The 16,424-nt window shown below is 64.3% G+C and carries 16 protein-coding genes; 8 read left to right on the top strand and 8 right to left on the bottom strand.

All coding sequences use genetic code 11. The features are described from left to right. Positions 1-16 precede the first annotated feature (16 nt). Positions 17-3,097: an efflux RND transporter permease subunit gene (locus ACVMIH_RS13680; RefSeq protein ID WP_456862170.1), complete on the top strand. Its 3,081-nt coding sequence runs from the start codon at positions 17-19 to the stop codon at positions 3,095-3,097. Between the two features lie 99 nt (positions 3,098-3,196). Here the strand turns inward: ACVMIH_RS13680 and ACVMIH_RS13675 are convergent, their stop codons facing one another. After that, the gene (locus tag ACVMIH_RS13675; protein WP_057018399.1) at positions 3,197-4,381 is read right to left on the bottom strand and encodes an acyltransferase family protein; all 1,185 of its coding nucleotides are present in this window, start codon (positions 4,379-4,381) and stop codon (positions 3,197-3,199) included. Positions 4,382-4,568: 187 nt separating this feature from the next. On the opposite strand from ACVMIH_RS13675, the gene ACVMIH_RS13670 reads away from it, so the two are divergent. After that, entirely contained in the window at positions 4,569-4,742 is a 174-nt protein-coding gene (locus ACVMIH_RS13670; protein WP_024582607.1) for a DUF1328 domain-containing protein, read from the top strand. Positions 4,743-4,865: 123 nt separating this feature from the next. On the opposite strand, the gene ACVMIH_RS13665 is transcribed toward ACVMIH_RS13670, so the two are convergent. Next, on the bottom strand, positions 4,866-5,225 hold the full coding sequence (locus ACVMIH_RS13665) for a DUF427 domain-containing protein (RefSeq protein WP_057018401.1): 360 nt from the start codon (positions 5,223-5,225) through the stop codon (positions 4,866-4,868). A gap of 187 nt (positions 5,226-5,412) precedes the next feature. Here ACVMIH_RS13665 and ACVMIH_RS13660 point away from each other — a divergent pair, with 187 nt between their 5' ends. Both ACVMIH_RS13660 and ACVMIH_RS13655 read left to right on the top strand, forming a co-directional pair. Beyond that, positions 5,413-5,649: a BolA family protein gene (locus tag ACVMIH_RS13660; protein ID WP_016843470.1), complete on the top strand. Its 237-nt coding sequence runs from the start codon at positions 5,413-5,415 to the stop codon at positions 5,647-5,649. A gap of 33 nt (positions 5,650-5,682) precedes the next feature. Beyond that, positions 5,683-6,864: a low temperature requirement protein A gene (locus ACVMIH_RS13655; RefSeq protein ID WP_456785320.1), complete on the top strand. Its 1,182-nt coding sequence runs from the start codon at positions 5,683-5,685 to the stop codon at positions 6,862-6,864. Positions 6,865-6,873: 9 nt separating this feature from the next. Here ACVMIH_RS13655 and ACVMIH_RS13650 read toward each other — a convergent pair whose 3' ends face one another. Genes ACVMIH_RS13650 through egtB form a run of 3 tightly spaced genes read right to left on the bottom strand, consistent with a single transcriptional unit; the run spans position 6,874 to position 9,570 of the window. Next, complete coding sequence (locus ACVMIH_RS13650) at positions 6,874-7,269, bottom strand: DUF4345 domain-containing protein (protein WP_076828465.1); 396 nt, start codon at positions 7,267-7,269, stop codon at positions 6,874-6,876. A 25-nt stretch (positions 7,270-7,294) separates the two neighbouring features. Next, a complete protein-coding gene (gene egtD, locus ACVMIH_RS13645; RefSeq protein WP_057018404.1) occupies positions 7,295-8,263 on the bottom strand; it encodes an L-histidine N(alpha)-methyltransferase in 969 nt (322 codons plus the stop codon). Positions 8,264-8,316: 53 nt separating this feature from the next. Continuing rightward, entirely contained in the window at positions 8,317-9,570 is a 1,254-nt protein-coding gene (gene egtB / locus ACVMIH_RS13640) for an ergothioneine biosynthesis protein EgtB (protein WP_057018405.1), read from the bottom strand. A 292-nt stretch (positions 9,571-9,862) separates the two neighbouring features. On the opposite strand from egtB, the gene grxD reads away from it, so the two are divergent. From grxD to ACVMIH_RS13620, 4 genes are all read left to right on the top strand, one after another. After that, entirely contained in the window at positions 9,863-10,195 is a 333-nt protein-coding gene (gene grxD / locus ACVMIH_RS13635; RefSeq protein ID WP_168858985.1) for a Grx4 family monothiol glutaredoxin, read from the top strand. Next, positions 10,192-10,743, top strand: coding sequence for an O-acetyl-ADP-ribose deacetylase (locus tag ACVMIH_RS13630; RefSeq protein ID WP_456866476.1), 552 nt, complete (start codon positions 10,192-10,194; stop codon positions 10,741-10,743). The genes grxD and ACVMIH_RS13630 overlap by 4 nt, the downstream gene beginning before the upstream one ends. A gap of 49 nt (positions 10,744-10,792) precedes the next feature. Continuing rightward, positions 10,793-12,076, top strand: coding sequence for a serine hydrolase domain-containing protein (locus ACVMIH_RS13625; RefSeq protein WP_456862168.1), 1,284 nt, complete (start codon positions 10,793-10,795; stop codon positions 12,074-12,076). Between the two features lie 103 nt (positions 12,077-12,179). After that, positions 12,180-13,442: a serine hydrolase domain-containing protein gene (locus ACVMIH_RS13620; protein ID WP_456862166.1), complete on the top strand. Its 1,263-nt coding sequence runs from the start codon at positions 12,180-12,182 to the stop codon at positions 13,440-13,442. A 51-nt stretch (positions 13,443-13,493) separates the two neighbouring features. On the opposite strand, the gene ACVMIH_RS13615 is transcribed toward ACVMIH_RS13620, so the two are convergent. From ACVMIH_RS13615 to ACVMIH_RS13605, 3 genes are all read right to left on the bottom strand, one after another. Then, positions 13,494-14,561 (bottom strand): threonine aldolase family protein, encoded by a 1,068-nt coding sequence (locus tag ACVMIH_RS13615; RefSeq protein WP_456862164.1) that lies wholly within the window; start codon positions 14,559-14,561, stop codon positions 13,494-13,496. A gap of 92 nt (positions 14,562-14,653) precedes the next feature. Continuing rightward, positions 14,654-15,271, bottom strand: coding sequence for a 30S ribosomal protein S4 (rpsD, locus tag ACVMIH_RS13610; protein ID WP_057018409.1), 618 nt, complete (start codon positions 15,269-15,271; stop codon positions 14,654-14,656). 269 nt (positions 15,272-15,540) lie between these two features. Beyond that, complete coding sequence (locus ACVMIH_RS13605) at positions 15,541-16,326, bottom strand: acyltransferase (protein WP_168858982.1); 786 nt, start codon at positions 16,324-16,326, stop codon at positions 15,541-15,543. Between the last annotated feature and the right edge of the window lie 98 nt (positions 16,327-16,424).

Genomic DNA, 16,424 nt, shown 5'->3' with positions numbered 1-16,424 from the left:
ACCAAAGGCAAGCATCATGCATTTCACCGACATCTTCATCCGCCGGCCGATTCTGGCGACGGTCGTCAGCCTGCTGATCCTGTTGATCGGCACCGCAGCGATGGTCTCGCTGCCGGTGCGGCAATATCCCAACATGGAGAGCGCGACGATCCAGGTCGACGTCTCGTTCCCCGGTGCGACCCAGGACGTGATGCAGGGCTTCGTCACGTCCGTCATCGCGCAGTCGATCGCGACCGCCAACGGCATCGAGTACATGACCTCGAACTCGACGCTTGGCCTAAGCCAGATCAAGGCCAAGCTGGTGCTCAACGCCAATGCCGACCGCGCCATGACCGAGGTGCTCGCCAAGGTGCAGCAGGTCAAGTACCGGATGCCGACCGGCGTGTTCGACCCTGTCATCACCAAGATCACCGACGGCGCCTCGGCGGTGCAGTACATCGCCTTCACCAGCGACACGCTGACGCCGGCGCAGATCACCGACTTCGCGACCCGCGTGGCGCAGCCGCTGCTCACCTCGGTGCCCGGCGTGGCGTCGGCCGACACCTCGGGCGGATCGTCGCTGGCGATGCGGGTGTGGATCGATCCGTTCAAGCTCGCGGCACGCGGGCTGACCGCGGCCGATATCTCCGCCGCGCTGCGGTCCAACAACGTGCAGGCGGCGCCGGGGCGGCTGCGCGGCGAGATGACCGTCACCAACATCACCGCGGCGACCGATCTGCGCAATCTCGACGATTTCCGCAAGATGGTGATCAAGACCGGCGCCGGCGGCGGAGGCCTGGTGCGGCTCGGCGACGTCGCCACCCTCGAGATCGGCGGCGAGAACTACGATTCCAACGCACGCGACAGCGGCAGGCCCACCGTCTACATCGCGGTGCAGCCGACCCCCGACGGCAATCCCCTGGAGATCGTCGCCGCCACCGCCAAGGTGATCGAGGACCTCAACCGCGTGGCGCCGCCCGGATTGAAGGTCGCCGACGTCTTCAACATCGTGCACTTCGTCAAGGCCTCGATATCGGAGGTGCAGCATTCGCTGGCCGAGGCCATTGCGATCGTGGTGGTGGTGATCCTGCTGTTCCTGGGCTCGTTCCGCTCCGTGCTGATCCCGGTGGTCACCGTGCCGCTGTCGCTGGTCGGCACCGCCGCGATGATGCTGGCGCTCGGCTTCTCGATCAATCTGCTGACCCTGCTCGCGATGGTGCTGGCGATCGGGCTCGTGGTCGACGACGCCATCGTGGTGGTGGAGAACATCCATCGCCACATCGAGGAAGGGCGGAGCCCCGGCGACGCCGCCCTGATCGGCGCGCGCGAGATCATCGGTCCCGTGATCGCGATGACGATCACGCTCGCCGCGGTCTATGCGCCGATCGGCCTCATGGGTGGCCTGACCGGCAGCCTGTTCCGCGAGTTCGCCTTCACACTGGCGGGCTCGGTGGTGGTCTCGGGCGTCATCGCCCTGACCTTGTCGCCGATGATGAGCGCGCAGCTGCTCGGCGAAGCCACCTCGCACGGCCGATTTGCCCGTTTTGTCGAGCATCAGTTCTCAAGGCTGTCGCGTGGCTATGGCCGGCTGCTGGCCGCGACGCTCAAGATGCGCGCAGCGGTGCTGCTGGTGGCATTCGGCGTGCTGGCGGCGATCGTGGTGCTGTTCCTCGGCAGCCAGCGCGAGCTCGCGCCCTCCGAGGACCAGGGCTATGTGTTCACCGTGCTCCGCGCGCCGCAATATGCCAGCGTCGACTACACCACGCGCTCCTCCGACCAGATCGAGCAGCTGTTTCGCTCGTTTCCCGAATACCACGCGAGTTGGTTCATCAACGGTACCGATGGGCAGAACCATGCCTTTGGCGGCATCACCCTGACCGATTGGGACAAGCGCAAGCGCTCGGCCAACGACATCCAGAACCAGCTCTACGGCATGTCCTACGGCGTGCTCGGCGCCAGCGTAACGCCGTTCCAGCCGGCGGCGCTGCCGGCGGCGACCGGCGGCCTGCCGTTTCAGATGGTGGTGCGCTCGGCCGGCGATTTCGCCACCATCTATCAGGAGGTCGAGACGCTGAAGGGGGCCGCATGGAAGAGCGGGCTGTTCGCCTTCGTCGACAGCGATCTTGCCTTCGACAGCCCGACCGCGCGGATCACCATCGATCACGCCAAGGCGGCCGAGGCCGGCGTCAGCATGCAGACCATCGCCGACACTCTCGCGGTGCTGGTCGGCGAGAATTATGTCAACCGCTTCAATTTCTTTGAACGCTCCTACGAGGTGATCCCGCAGGTGCGCCAGGCCGACCGGGTCACGCCGGAAGGGCTCGGAAACTTCAACGTCCGTTCGAGCTCGGGGCAGATGTTTCCGCTGTCGACGGTGATCAAGGTCAACGTCAAGCCGGAGCCGAACCGGCTGCCGCAGTTCAATCAGATGAACGCCGCGACGATCTCGGCGGTGCTGAGGCCCGGCGTCACCATGGGGCAGGCGGTGTCGTTCATGCAGGCGCAGAAGCTGTCGCCGGGGATGACCGTCGACTGGCTGTCGGACAGCCGGCAATATGTCCAGGAGGGCAACCGTCTCATCGTCACCTTCGGCATGGCGCTGATCGTGATTTTCCTGGTGCTGGCGGCGCAGTTCGAAAGTTTTCGCGATCCGTTGGTGATCATGGTCACGGTGCCGCTCGCGGTCTGCGGCGCGCTGCTGCCGCTGTATTTCGGCTTCACCACGCTGAACATCTATACGCAGATCGGCCTCGTCACCCTGATCGGGCTGATCTCCAAGCACGGCATCCTGATGGTGAGCTTTGCCAACGAGATCCAGCACCACGAAGGGCTCGACCGGGTCGCCGCGATCCAGAGGGCGGCCGCGGTGCGGATGCGGCCGGTGCTGATGACGACCGCCGCGATGGTCGCGGGCCTTGCCCCGCTGCTCTATGCCGACGGCGCCGGCGCCGCGAGCCGCTTCGCCATCGGCATCGTCGTGGTGATGGGCATGCTGATCGGCACGCTGTTCACGCTGTTCGTGCTGCCGACCTTCTACATCCTGATCGCCCGCGACCATCGCGCGGCGGCCGCCCCGCGGCTGGAAAGCGTGGCGGCGAGGGGCGAGATCGCTGCGTAGGCGTAGGGTGGGTAGAGCGCAGCGAAACCCACCATCTCGATGCACGGCACGAAAGTGATGGGTTTCGCTGCGCTCTACCCATCCTACGGCTTCATCGAACTAAAGCACGTATCTCGAGCCGGGAATCTTGCGCAACACGGCCGTGACCGCCCAGCTCAGCGCCACGGTGGCGAAGAACGCGATCGCGGCCTTGGCGAAGGCCGGGAGATCCATATCGAACAGCCAGTATTGCAGCCACAGCACGATCGGATAGTGCACCAGGAACATGCCGTAGGCGTCGCCCTGCATCCGGTCGAGCAGCGTCGGGCCCGACGATTTCGATTGCAGGAAGTAGGCCAGGATCGCGAACAGGATCGAGGCGCTGAACAGCACATAGAAGGTACCGTAGATCCCGAGATACCAGCCGGGCAGCGGATCGGGGTTACCGATGATCATGCGCTTGATGTAGATCATCACCCACATCAAACAGTACGGGATCAGCGTGATGCCGGTCCAGAACCAGCGGCGCTCGGTCAGCCGTCCGTGCGCGCTGAGCACGCCACCCTCGAGGTTCGCCGCCCCGATTCCCGCTCCGATGAAGAAATAGGACGCGTACAGCAGCACGCGACTCGCCTGCACCGAAAACGGTCCGAACTCGAACCAGTAGTTCTGGCCGTAATGGACCAGCATCGGCAGGTAGGCGGCGACACTGACGATGACGAGGAACAGCCAGAACTTCGAGGGACGTTGAAATCCCTTGATCGACAGGCGGTTGATCGGATCGAGCAGACGCGGCGACACCCGGTACAGCAGGCTTGCCGTGAGGTCGAAAGCCATCAGGACATAGACGAACCAGATCGGGCCGCTTGGCCACGGCCCGACCGTCATGGTTTTCCACCAGAATTCGGAGAAGCTCAGCCCCGGCGTCGCGCGCAGCGCGATCGCGTAATAGGCGATCGGAATGACCGTGACAGCGCAGATCACGAACGGCAGGCCGAGCCGCAGCAGCCGGTCGCGCAGGAAGATCAGCCATGGCTTGTTGCCGAGCCCCGGCCAGACGAACAGCCCCGACAGGAAAAAGAACATCGCCATGAAGAAGCTGTCGGTGGCGAGCACCACGCAGTCGAAGCCGATCCACGATGTCGGGTCGGTGTGCCCGAAATAGGTGTAGGGGATCACCGCGTGGTGCAGCAGCACGACCAGGGTCAGGAAGGTGCGCGCGCGGTCCAGCGCGACATTGCGCTTGTGGAGCTTCGGTGCTGCCTGGATGTCGACGGCCGGAGCCGCGTGAGCAATCGATTTCATGGTGCCACCAGCCGGGTCTGCACCCTGATGTTGCAATCGGGAACCTGATTCAGCAAGGCCCAATCGGCCGGATGGGGGAGTATCGAGGTCGGTCATCTCGGCGAAGCTGTTTCGTCTTTGGAACTGCGGTCGGGTGCGGGCGTTCTCGTCCGACCTGGCGGACACGCGCGGTTATGAGGAGCGGGCAATGACAATTCTGAAATGGGCGCTGATCTTCCTTGTCGTGTCGATCATCGCGGGTTTGCTTGGCTTCACCGGCATTTCCGCCGCCTCCGCCGACATCGCGCGCTTTCTGTTCTATGTGTTCGTCGTGATCTTCCTGGTGCTCCTGATCCTCGGGCTCACGATATTCAGGGTATAGCTGGGATCGGGGCCAAGCGCTCCCGACGTCATGCCCGGGCCTCGCCCGGGCATTGCCGTTTTGCAGGCTGGGTCAGCGCGCGACCAAAGGCCGGGCGAGGCCCGGCGCTTGCGGCAGGCGACCCTAGGCGACTTCCTCGATCTTTACCTTGTCCGGATAGAAGGCGAGGTGGCCGGCAATCTCGGTCATCGCCGGGAAGGGCTCCTCATAGGTCCAGATCGCGTTGTCCAGCGTCTTGCCGTTGGCCTTGATGCTGAAGTAGTTCGCGTCCCCCTTGTACGGGCAATGCGTGGTCCGCTCGGTGCGGGTCAACAGCTCCATGTTGGCGTCCTGCCGGGGGACGTATTGCACGGCCGGATAGCTCGCTTCCTTCAAGGTCAGCGCATGGGTAGTCTCGGCGATCACGACGCCGTCGGCGATGACGCGGACGCGCTTGGCGTTGGGCGTGATCGTAATGGGATGATCGGGGCCGGGGAGCTTCATGATTCTGCGCCTCTTCTGGTCATTTCGGTGTGATGGCTTGTGACCGATTGATGCAGGTTTAAATCGCTGGGAATGGGAATATAGTGTGCCCGGGATGACCTAGAAGACCCCAAGGGCTAGGTTTTATCCTTAGGTTTATCTGGCCGATCTGGCCCTGATTCGAACGACCTGACGGAGGTGGACTGGGATGCCGATGGACGCCCGTGATATCGAATCGATGATCAAGGCAGCGATTCCCGATGCCGAGGTGACGATCCGCGATCTGGCCGGCGACGGCGACCACTACGCCGCCACTGTTATTTCCGAGTCATTCCGCGGCAAGTCCCGCGTCCAGCAGCACCAGATCGTCTACCAGTCGCTGAAGGGCCAGATGGGCGGCGTGCTGCACGCGCTGGCCCTGCAGACCGGCGTGCCGGAAGGCTAGGGCCCGGCAACGCTGCGGGCGGGGGCCTCAAGCATGGTGGACAATCCGCGTGGCGCGATGTTTCGCGTCATCGTGCCGAACCAGCACAGCCGCGTCACCAATGCCGAGCTGTTCTTCGACCTCGTCTTCGTCTTCGCCGTCACGCAGCTGTCGCATACGCTGCTGCACCACTTCACCCTGCTTGGGGCGGTGCAGGTCACGCTGCTGTTCCTCGCGGTGTGGTGGGTGTGGGTCTACACCACCTGGGTCACCAACTGGCTCAATCCCGAGCTGACGCCGGTCCGCCTGCTGCTGTTCGTGCTGATGCTGGGCGGGCTGTTGCTGTCGACCTCCATACCGACCGCCTTCGAGGGCCGCGGGCTGTGGTTCGCCGGGACCTATGCGGCAATGCAGGTCGGCCGCACCGCGTTCTGGCTGCTGGCGACGCCGCGGCGCCGGACGGCGGTGCGCCACAACGCCATCCGCATCCTGACCTGGCTGTCCTGCTCGGCCGTGCTGTGGATCCTCGGCGGATTCGCCGAGCACGAGACGCGGATGTGGCTCTGGATCGCGGCGCTGACCATCGAATATATCGCGCCGGCCGCGCGGTTCTGGACCCCTGGGCTCGGCTTTTCCTCGATCGAGGCGTGGTCGGTCGAGGGCGGCCACATGGCCGAGCGCTGCGCTGGCTTCATCATCATTGCGCTTGGCGAGGCCATCGTGGTCGATGGCGCGACCTTTGCCGAGCTGACCTGGACACCGGAGAACGTCGCCGCGTTCATCTCGGCGCTGGTCGGCAGCATCGCGATGTGGTGGATCTATTTCCACAAGGGCGCCGAGGCCGGCTCGGATATGATCTCCAAGTCAGAGGAATCCGGCCGCGTGGCGCGGATCGCCTATACCTATCTGCACATGCCGATCGTCGGCGGCATCATCCTCACCGCGGTGGCCGACGAACTGGTGCTGAAGCACCCGTCCGGCCATTCCGATCTGAACACGATCGTCAGCTCGGTCGGCGGGCCCATGCTGTTCCTGATCGGGACCATCCTGTTCAAATATGTGATCCGCAACTTCCTCCAGCTTTCGCACGGCGTCGGCATCGTCGCGCTGGCGATCACGGCCTATTTCGCCCGCGAGATGTCGCCGCTGGTGCTCTCGATCGTCACCACCGCGATCATGATCGTGGTCGCCGCGTGGGAGTCGATCTCGCTGCGGTCGACGGGGGAAGAGGAATAGCGGCGGCCGTTACTTGCGGCCGGCCTTTGCTACCAGGTGCTGCCAATAGACGAACAGCGGTGCGCCGATCACTTCGAGCGCGGTGAAGCCCACGAAGGGCAGCGGCGGCAAGCCGACCATCAGCATCGACAGCAGCCTGCCGATGCCGCCGAGGAAGATGCCGCCCCAGACCACCCGAAACAGCACGCTCTCGCTTTCGATCCGCGGTACCAGCCAGAGCAGCGCGAGGCCGAGACCGAGCCAGACCCCGCCGAAGAAGCGCAGATTGCTGTCGAGCACCGGCAGCGCCGGAACGCCCGCTGAGGCGTAGAGCGGATCGCTGACGCCCAGCATGGTGATGATGCCGGTCAGGATCGGGACCAGGGCGAGCAACGCCGTCGCGATCTGCAGCGGACGCCTGCCCATGATTTGCCCCGTCCTGGTTTGGGCGCTAGTCCGCGACCAGTGCGTGCACCGAGAACATCGTGTTGGCGTCGGTCCAGCTTTCGCGCACCGTCCAGCCCGCGCTGCGGGCGAGCGCGGTGAAGCGCTCGAGCGAGTATTTGTAGCTGTTCTCGGTGTGGATGCTCTCGCCCGGACGGAACGCAAAGGTGTTGCCGAGGATGCGCACGGTCTGCGCCTTGCGACTGATCAGGTGCATCTCGATGCGATGGCGGTCGCGGTTGTAGATCGAGCGGTGCGTGAAGCCCGACAGATCGAAATTGCCGCCGAGCTCGCGGTTGATGCGAACCAGCACATTGAGGTTGAACCGCGCGGTGACGCCGGCCGCGTCGTTATAGGCGTCGTACAGCACGCGCTCGTCCTTCTCGAGGTCGACGCCGATGATCATCTGCGCGCCGTGGCCGAGGATTTTTCGCGCGCTGCGCAGGAAGGCCAAGGCCTCGCTCGGCTCGAAATTGCCGAGCGTCGAGCCGGGGAAGAAGCCGACCTTCGGCATCGTGGCGACGGCCTCGGGCAGCGTGAACGGCGTGGTGAAATCGGCAGCGACCGGGTAGATGCCGAGGCGAGGGAAATCCTTCCGCAGCCCGTCGGCCTGGGCTTTGAGGAAATCGCCTGAGATATCGACCGGCACATAGGCTGCGAATTCGCAATGCTCGAGCAGCAGGCGCACCTTGGTGGTAGCGCCGGCGCCGAACTCGACCAGCGCCGCGCCGTCAGGGATGATCGCGGCGATCTCGTCGCCGCGGTCGCGCAGGATGCCAAGCTCGGTGCGCGTCGGATAATATTCCGGCAGCACCGTGATCTGCTCGAACAGCTCGGAGCCGGTGGCGTCGTAGAAATATTTCGGCGACAGCCGTTTCGGGTGACGGGCGAGATCGCCAATCACGTCGCCGGCAAATACCGATGTCGCTTCGTCGAACGGATACGCTTTGGCCAAAGCGGCGGCATGCACATTCATGATACTCTCCCGAACGCGCTTACCGACGCGTTATTGATGTCGACAGGACTCAATCAGGCATAGTCTGCGAGGCGTAACCCCGTGAATTGCCAGCGATGGTGTGGATAGAAGAAGTTGCGATAGGTGACGCGGCTGTGACCTGAAGGCGTCGCCAGCGACGAGCCGCGCAGCACGAGCTGGTTGACCATGAACTTGCCGTTGTACTCACCGAGCGCGCCTTCGATCGCGCGGTAGCCCGGATAGGGCGAATAGGAGCTACGGGTCCATTGCCAGACGATGCCGTAGGCGTCGTTGAGCAGGCCGGCGCGCGCGGCGACCTCCCATTCCATCTCGGTCGGCAGGTGCCTGCCGGCCCATCGGGCGAAGGCGTCGGCCTCGTAATAGCTGACGTGGCAAACCGGCGCTGACGGATCGATCGGCTGCAGGCCGCCGAGCGTCATGAGCTTCCATTCGCCGTCGATCTCGCGCCAATGGCCGGGTGCCTGCCAGCCCTCGTTGCTCACGGTGCCGAAGCCATCCATCAGCCACAGCGTGGCGGTGGAATAGCCGCCGTCCTTCATGAAGGCGAGCCAGTCGGCATTGGTGACGAGGTTCTTCGCGAGCTTGACCGGGCCGACCAAGGCGCGATGCGCGGGCTTCTCATTGTCGAAATGGAAGCTGTCGTCGCCATGGCCGACGGTGTGGATGCCTTCGTTGAGCGTCACCCATTCCTCAGGCCCGTGCTGCGACGCCGGGAAGCGCCACGTCGGATCGTAGGCCGGCGGGATCGGGTTCTGCGCGAAGGCATGCAGGATGTCGGTGTACATCAGCTCCTGATGCTGCTGCTCGTGATTGAGCCCGACCTCGACCAGCGGCACCAGCGCCTCGAGCGTGTCGGCGCCGGCAGTCTGGAAGAATTTCACCACCTCGGCGTCGACATGGCGGCGGTAGGCGGTGACTTCGTCGGCGGTCGGGCGGGTCAAATGGCCGCGCTGGTGGCGGGCGTGCCGCGGACCGGCGCTGACGTAATAAGAATTGAACAGATAAGCGTAGTCGGGATGGAATGGCGTGTAGCCCTTGACGTGCTCGCCGAGCAGGAACTGCTCGAAGAACCAAGTGGTATGGGCGCGGTGCCATTTGGCTGGGCTCGCGTCCGGCATCGACTGGATCAGCTGGTCTTCAGGCGACAGCGGTGCGGCCCGCCGTTCGGTCTCGTCGCGGACGGCGCGATAGGCGTCCACCAAGCGCTGGGCGAGCGGGCCGGATTCGGAGGATAGTGACGGGGGGACGGCGGGAAGGGCGGCCGCGGCAGAGGCTGGTTTCGTCACAGGGGTCTCCGATTCAATGGAGAGAACGTTGCTTCGGCAAACTGGTTCCCAACGGACAGTTCGTCCTAGATAGGGGCTCCGTTACGGGAAAAAAGCCTCCCCCCGCGATGATATTGGGGCCGTCAGATAATCGCGGCCCATTTTGGGCGCCCGCAGCGCCCGGTGCATGCCAGATTTCCGCCATTTTGCTTTGGATGCACAATGGTTTGAGCTACATATATAGTCAGTCACGGGTTAGAAGGGTGGGCCGGCCCGTCAAGGCCTGAGAGCGCCGCCCCCGAAGGAAGCGAAAATGAGCATCGAGCAATTCATCGACAACGAAGTGAAGTCGAACGACGTCGTGCTGTTCATGAAGGGCACGCCGCAATTCCCGCAGTGCGGGTTTTCCGGTCAGGTCGTGCAGATCCTCGACCACGTCGGCGTCGGCTACAAAGGCCTCAACGTTCTCGAATCCGCCGAGCTGCGCAACGGCATCAAGGTCTATTCGAACTGGCCGACGATTCCGCAGCTCTATGTGAAGGGCGAGTTCGTCGGCGGTTGCGACATCATCCGCGAGATGTTCCAGGCCGGCGAATTGCAGCAGCTGTTTGCCGACAAGGGCATCCCGGTCGACGTGGCTGCCTGACCTTGACGGCGCGCCAGATCGGCAAGGCGCGGCTCGAAGTCATCGTTACCGACATCACGACCCTGCGCGTTGACGCCATCGTCAACGCGGCCAATTCATCGCTGCTCGGCGGCGGCGGTGTCGACGGAGCGATCCATCGTGCCGCGGGCCCCGAGCTGCTCGCCGAGTGCCGCACCCTGCACGGCTGCAAGACCGGCGATGCCAAGATCACCAAAGGCTATCGGCTCCCGGCCAAGCACGTGATCCACGCCGTCGGCCCGATCTGGCACGGCGGCACCCAAAACGAGGATGCGCTGCTCGCATCCTGCTATCGCCGCGGCATCGAGCTGTGCCACGCCAATCAGCTGGGCTCCATCGCATTTCCCGCCATCTCGACCGGCGTCTATCACTTCCCGCCGGATCGCGCCGCCGACATCGCGGTCAAGGCCGTCGTCGATGCCCTGGCCGCCGCACCCGGCCTCGCGCAGGTGATCCTTTGCTGCTTTTCTGCCCAAAGCGGCGAGCTTCATCAGAGGGTCCTGGGGGCCTTTGGCAGCCCTTGTGCCTGATGATACCGCCGCTACACTTCCCCGTGATTTCCGGGGAGGGATAATCCAAATGCATTCATTTCGTTTGACGTGCGCGGCCGCGGCCGCCGCGGTGGTGCTGGCGGCGCCGGCGTACCCGCACACCGAGGGCACCTACGAGATTCCGGCGGGTGCGCATTTCAACCGCGACAAGCTCGCCAAGATCAGCGAGTTCTTCAAGAACGAGGTCGCGACCGGGAAGATTCCCGGCGCCATCGTCTTGATCCAGCAGCACGGCAAGCCGGTCTATCACGAGGCCTTCGGCGTGCAGGATGTGGTCAGCAAGGTGCCGATCACGGACAAGACCATCTTCCGGCTGGCTTCGATGTCCAAGTCGATCACCGCCGTCGTCTCAATGCAGCTGCTGCAGGAGGGCAAATACAAGCTCGACGATCCCGTCTCGAAGTACATCCCGTCCTTTGCCAACGTGAAGGTCGGCGTCGAGAAGAAGGCCGAGGACGGCACCAAAACGCTGGAGCTGGTGCCGCCAAAGCGGCCGCTCACGATCCTCGATCTGATGACGCATACGTCGGGTATCACTTACGGCTTCTATGGCGACAGCCTGGTCCGCAAAGCCTACAAGGAAGCCAATATCTACGGCGGAGATTTTGATCTCGCCGAATTCGCCGAGCGGATCGCCGAGCTGCCGTTGCACAACCAGCCCGGCGCGCTCTGGCAATACGGCCATTCCACCGACATTCTGGCGCGCGTGATGGAGGTGGCCACCGGCGAGAAGCTCTCGGCGATCGAGCACGAAAGGCTACTCGATCCGCTCGGCATGAAGGACACCGGCTTCTTCGTCACCGATCCCGAGAAGCAGAAGCTGATGGCCGAGCCGATGCCGAACGACAGCGACTTCCGGGTCGGCCGGGTCAACGATCCGACCAAGGTCAAGAAATGGGAGTCCGCCAGCGGCGGCATGGTCTCGACCATGGCGGATTATTCGCGCTTCGCGCAGATGCTGCTCAATGGCGGCACCCTCGACGGCAAGACCATCCTGAAGCCCGAGACGTTCAAGGAGCTGACGACCGACCGCGTCGGACCGGGCTCCGGCGTCGAGCGCGACTTTTTCTACTTCCCCGGCGACGGCTTCGGCTTCGGGCTTGGGATCGCGGTGCGCACCGATCCCGGCACTGCGAAGCCACCACCGCCCGGTGATCTCGGCGAGCTGAAATGGGACGGCGCCAGCGGCTGCTATTATGTCATCGACCGCAAGCAGGACTTCTTCTTCGTTCTGCTGGAGCAGACGCCGACCGAGCGTCAGCGCATCCAGCGGACGCTGAAGCAGCTCGTCTATGAAGCCATGGAAAACTAGAGCGTTTTCGAGCGAAGTGGATACCGGTTCGCGTGAAGCAGCGCGTTGAAAAGAAGGGAATGACGGCATGATCCGATTCAGGCGGATCGGCTCATGCGCTTGCATGCGTGGGGGCCGCGCGTTCGTCGCGGCACTCGCGTTCGCGTTGGTCGCAACGATTGCGAAGGCCGGCTCCGCGGGGCCGGCCGTGCACAGCTTCTCGGCGGAGGGCCTCGCCAGGGTCTCCGACTATGTCAGGAACGAGGTCGCGACCGGAAAGATCCCGGGCGCGATCCTGCTGCTGCAGCAGCATGGCAAGCCGGTCTACTACGAGAAGTTCGGGGTTCGCGACGTCGCCACCGAGCTCTCGATGAGCGCGGATACCATCTTCCGCCTCTATTCGATGTCGAAGCCGATCACCACGGTCATCGCGATGATGCTGGTCGAGGAAGGCAAGCTCGCCCTCGGCGATCCGGTGTCGAAATATATCCCGTCCTTTGCCGACATGAAGGTCGGGGTGGAAAAGCGCGGCGATGAGGGCAAGATGGCGATGACGCTGGAGCCGCTGAGGCGCCCCATCACCATCGAAGACCTGATGCGCCACACCGCCGGCCTGCCTTACGGCTATTACGGCGGTGGTATCGTGAACAAGACCTACGCCGATGCCGGCCTGTTCAACAACGATCCCGACAATGCCGAATTCGTGGCGCGGCTCACGTCGCTACCGCTCGCCGAACAACCCGGCACGCAATGGGACTACGGCCATTCCACCGATGTGCTCGGCCGCATCATCGAGGTGATCACGGGCAAATCGCTGTTTCAGGTCGAGAAGGAGCGGCTGCTCGGCCCGCTCGGGATGAACGAGACGGCTTTCTATGTCGCCGACCGGGCGAAATGGCCGCTGATCGCCGAGCCGATGCCGAAGGATCGCACCATCAGTCCGGTCGCGGACGTCCGCAATCCGCGCAAGCCGCTGCGATGGGAATCCGGCGGCGGCGGCATGGTCGGCACCATCGGCGACTATGCGCGCTTCTCGCAGATGCTGCTGAATGGCGGCAGCTATGAGGGCAGGCGCTATCTGAAGCCGGAGACCATTGCGCTGATGGCGAGGGACCATATCGGTCCGGAGACCGGAGTCGTGCGCGACCAGAACTACTATCCCGGTCCGAATTCCGGCTTCGGTCTCGGCTTCGCGGTCCGCACCTCGGTGCCGGCGAACACAGACTGGCCGCTGGGCGAGTATCGCTGGGATGGCGTCGGCGGCACCTTCTTCTTCATCGATCCCGCGGACGATCTGTTCGGCATCTTCATGGTACAGACGCCGTCGCAGCGCGGCCGGATCCAGCAGGAGCTGAAGACGCTGATCTACCAGGCGATGGGACGGTAGAATTCAGCTTCGTAGCCCGGATGAAGCGAAGCGCAATCCGGGCTACGGGAGTTACGCCGCGCGCACGATGTCCCTGACGTGTCCGACCGCTTCCTCGATCATCGCTGCCGTGACATCGAGATGCGTGCAGGCCCTGATCCGGCCGTCCATCATCGCCAGCGTCACGCCGCGCTTGCGCAGCTTGGCGACCATCTTGTCGCCTGATACCCCGGCGCCGTCGGGCTTGAAGAACACAAGGTTGGTCTCCGGCGCCTGCACCGCGATGCCGTTGATCTGCGACAGGCCGCGCGCCAGCGCCCGGGCATTGGCGTGGTCGTCGGCGAGGCGGTCGACATGGTGATCGAGCGCATGGATGCAGGCGGCGGCGCAGACGCCGGACTGCCGCATCGAGCCGCCGAGCCGCTGCTTCCAGCGCCAGACATCGTCGATGAAGGCGCGGGTGCCGGCGATCACGCCGCCGATCGGCGCGCCGAGGCCCTTAGAGAAATCGATCCAGGCGGAATCCCAGCCCGCCGTCATGTCGCGCGGCGTGATGCCGGACGCCACGGTCGCATTGAGCAGCCGCGCGCCGTCCATGTGGGTGACAAGGCCGTGGGCCTTGGCGATACGCACGACCTCGTCGAGCGCCGCCTTCTTCCAGATCGTGCCGCCACCGATATTGGCGGTCTGCTCGACGCTGACGAGCACCTGCGGCGGCTGGTAGCGGGTGCGCGGATGCAGCGCGACCTGGAAGGTCTCAGGCGTGAACTGGCCGTCATCGCCCGGCAGCTGCGTGATCTGGAAACCGCCGAGCGCGGCATGGGCGCCGCCCTCGCGCGCAATGATATGCGCGGTCGCATGCGCCAAAATCTCGTCGCCGGGGCGGCAATAGGCCAGCGTCGCCGCGACGTTGCACATCGTGCCCGACGGCATGAACACGGCGGCCTCCTTGCCGAGCAGATCGGCGACGCGGGCGCAGAGCTCATTGGTGGTCGGATCGTCGCCGACCTGCTCGTCGCCGACCTCCGCCTTCGCCATCGCCTCGCGCATCGCTGGCGTCGGCCTGGTCTGCGTATCGGACAGAAGGTTGATGCGGACGGGCGGGGCCTTGGGATCGGGCCGGGCAGGGGTGTAGTGCATGATGTCTCTCTCGGTCGATATGCCCTGACTTTAGCCAAACAAAAAGGCCCCGGCAAAACCGGGGCCTTTCGGATCTCGCAACGCTGAAGTGGTCAGCGCGAATAGAATTCGACGATCAGATGCGGCTCCATCTGCACCGGGAACGGCACGTCCGAGAGGCCGGGGGTGCGCGCGAACGTCGCGGTCATCTTGGAGTGATCGACCTCGATGAAGTCGGGGACGTCACGCTCAGGGAGCTGGGCCGCTTCCAGCACCGGCGTGAGCTGCTTGGAGGATTCCTTGACCTCGATGAGGTCGCCGACCTTCAGCTTGTAGCTGCCGATGTTGACCTTGCGGCCGTTCACCTTGATGTGGCCGTGGTTGATGAACTGGCGCGCGGCGAACATCGTGGAGACGAACTTGGCGCGGTAGACCACGGTGTCGAGACGGCGCTCCAGGAGCCCGATCAGGTTCTCGCCGGTGTCGCCCTTCAGGCGGCTGGCTTCGACATAGATGCCGTGGAACTGGCGCTCGGAAATGTTGGCGTAGTAGCCCTTGAGCTTCTGCTTGGCGCGCAGCTGCACGCCAAAGTCGGAGAGCTTGCCCTTGCGGCGCTGGCCGTGCTGGCCGGGGCCGTATTCGCGGCGGTTCACGGGGCTCTTCGGGCGGCCCCAGATATTCTGGCCCATGCGGCGATCGATCTTGTACTTCGCCTCACTGCGCTTTGTCATCGCGTCCTCTTTTGCATAGCCGTCGCATCCTGGCGGCCGGCGTTTGTCAGTTTCAGGTTTGAGGAGACGCGCCCTCCTGTGTACCGGCCAAAAGGCCTGTACCGACAGGTCCGCCTCGAAAGCTCGGGGAGGACCACGGGTCGCGAAACGCATCGCGGGCCGAAACCGGCCCGCGAGCAAGGTGGTCTTAAGGAGAAAGTCCGGTTCTGTCAAACAAAACGCAGGGCATTTTGGGCCGAATCGGCGTCAAAATTGGCCAATTTCGTCCGTTAGAGGCGGCTTCCGGCCGCCCGGACCAGCCGGGCATCGGCTTGCGGCCGGCCCGCGCCCAGTTCGGCGGCGATTTCGCCGCCCAGCACCTGCTCGAGGCGGATCAAGGTCTGCGCAATCAGGGCGGCGTCGCAGACCAGATGGTCCCAGCGCACCACCACGTCGACGGTGTGGTCCGGCCTGATCACGCCATAGCTCAACAGGAATGGCCCGGGGCTCAGCGCGTGCAATTCGCCGGGGCCATAGGCCGCGACCGAGGTCACGCCAAAGCTGCCGCAGAAATTGGCGCGCTGCCGGCCAAAATTCATCCCGATCGCCCACGCCAGGCGGCGCAGCGGAAGCGGCAGGCGGGTCAGGCAGAGCATTTTGCGGAACGAGGGGATTTCGTGCAGCGGCGCGGTCTTGGCGCGGCGGATGAGCGCGTCGACCTCGGCGAGCGGCATCTCGTCGGCGGCAGAGACGCGCTCGAACAGCACACAGTCCTCGCCCTTCTCGACGCGCGCAATCGCCACCATGCCGACGCTACGCGGCAACTCGTAGAGGCAAGGCCAGGGCCATTTGACGTGCAGCGTGCGCAAGGTTGGCTCGGTCCTGGCGACCAGCGCGAATGCCTTGACGAAGATGGCGGCCCAGCCCGGTGCCTGCGCCGCACGTGCACGAGCCTCGACGATTGCCCGCACGTTCAGGGTGCGCTTCAGGGAGACCAGCGGCACGCCGGCCGATGCATGCATCAGATCGGCGACGAGACGGCGCGGCAATGAAATCTGACGAAATTTACCGCGCATCCGTTCGGTTCAGTTCCTTAGCAAACAGGCAAAAAATCAAAGGCCCGGCGAGCTCAAATGGTTGCTCGCCGCACCTGAAGCTCAGATGAACCAACTGG

The sequence above is a fragment of the Bradyrhizobium sp. USDA 4503 genome (assembly GCF_054055815.1).
This window is presented reverse-complemented; position numbering and strand designations above follow the sequence as displayed.

Coding starts and splice junctions, on each gene's coding strand:
- ACVMIH_RS13625 (WP_456862168.1), top strand. CDS start 10,793: ATGCATTCATTTCGTTTGACGTGCGCGGCCGCGGCCGCCGCGGTGGTG.
- ACVMIH_RS13670 (WP_024582607.1), top strand. CDS start 4,569: ATGACAATTCTGAAATGGGCGCTGATCTTCCTTGTCGTGTCGATCATC.
- egtD (WP_057018404.1), bottom strand. CDS start 8,263: ATGAATGTGCATGCCGCCGCTTTGGCCAAAGCGTATCCGTTCGACGAA.
- rpsD (WP_057018409.1), bottom strand. CDS start 15,271: ATGACAAAGCGCAGTGAGGCGAAGTACAAGATCGATCGCCGCATGGGC.
- ACVMIH_RS13660 (WP_016843470.1), top strand. CDS start 5,413: ATGCCGATGGACGCCCGTGATATCGAATCGATGATCAAGGCAGCGATT.
- ACVMIH_RS13605 (WP_168858982.1), bottom strand. CDS start 16,326: ATGCGCGGTAAATTTCGTCAGATTTCATTGCCGCGCCGTCTCGTCGCC.
- ACVMIH_RS13665 (WP_057018401.1), bottom strand. CDS start 5,225: ATGAAGCTCCCCGGCCCCGATCATCCCATTACGATCACGCCCAACGCC.
- ACVMIH_RS13655 (WP_456785320.1), top strand. CDS start 5,683: ATGGTGGACAATCCGCGTGGCGCGATGTTTCGCGTCATCGTGCCGAAC.
- ACVMIH_RS13620 (WP_456862166.1), top strand. CDS start 12,180: ATGCGTGGGGGCCGCGCGTTCGTCGCGGCACTCGCGTTCGCGTTGGTC.
- ACVMIH_RS13675 (WP_057018399.1), bottom strand. CDS start 4,381: ATGAAATCGATTGCTCACGCGGCTCCGGCCGTCGACATCCAGGCAGCA.
- ACVMIH_RS13615 (WP_456862164.1), bottom strand. CDS start 14,561: ATGCACTACACCCCTGCCCGGCCCGATCCCAAGGCCCCGCCCGTCCGC.
- grxD (WP_168858985.1), top strand. CDS start 9,863: ATGAGCATCGAGCAATTCATCGACAACGAAGTGAAGTCGAACGACGTC.
- ACVMIH_RS13680 (WP_456862170.1), top strand. CDS start 17: ATGCATTTCACCGACATCTTCATCCGCCGGCCGATTCTGGCGACGGTC.
- ACVMIH_RS13650 (WP_076828465.1), bottom strand. CDS start 7,269: ATGGGCAGGCGTCCGCTGCAGATCGCGACGGCGTTGCTCGCCCTGGTC.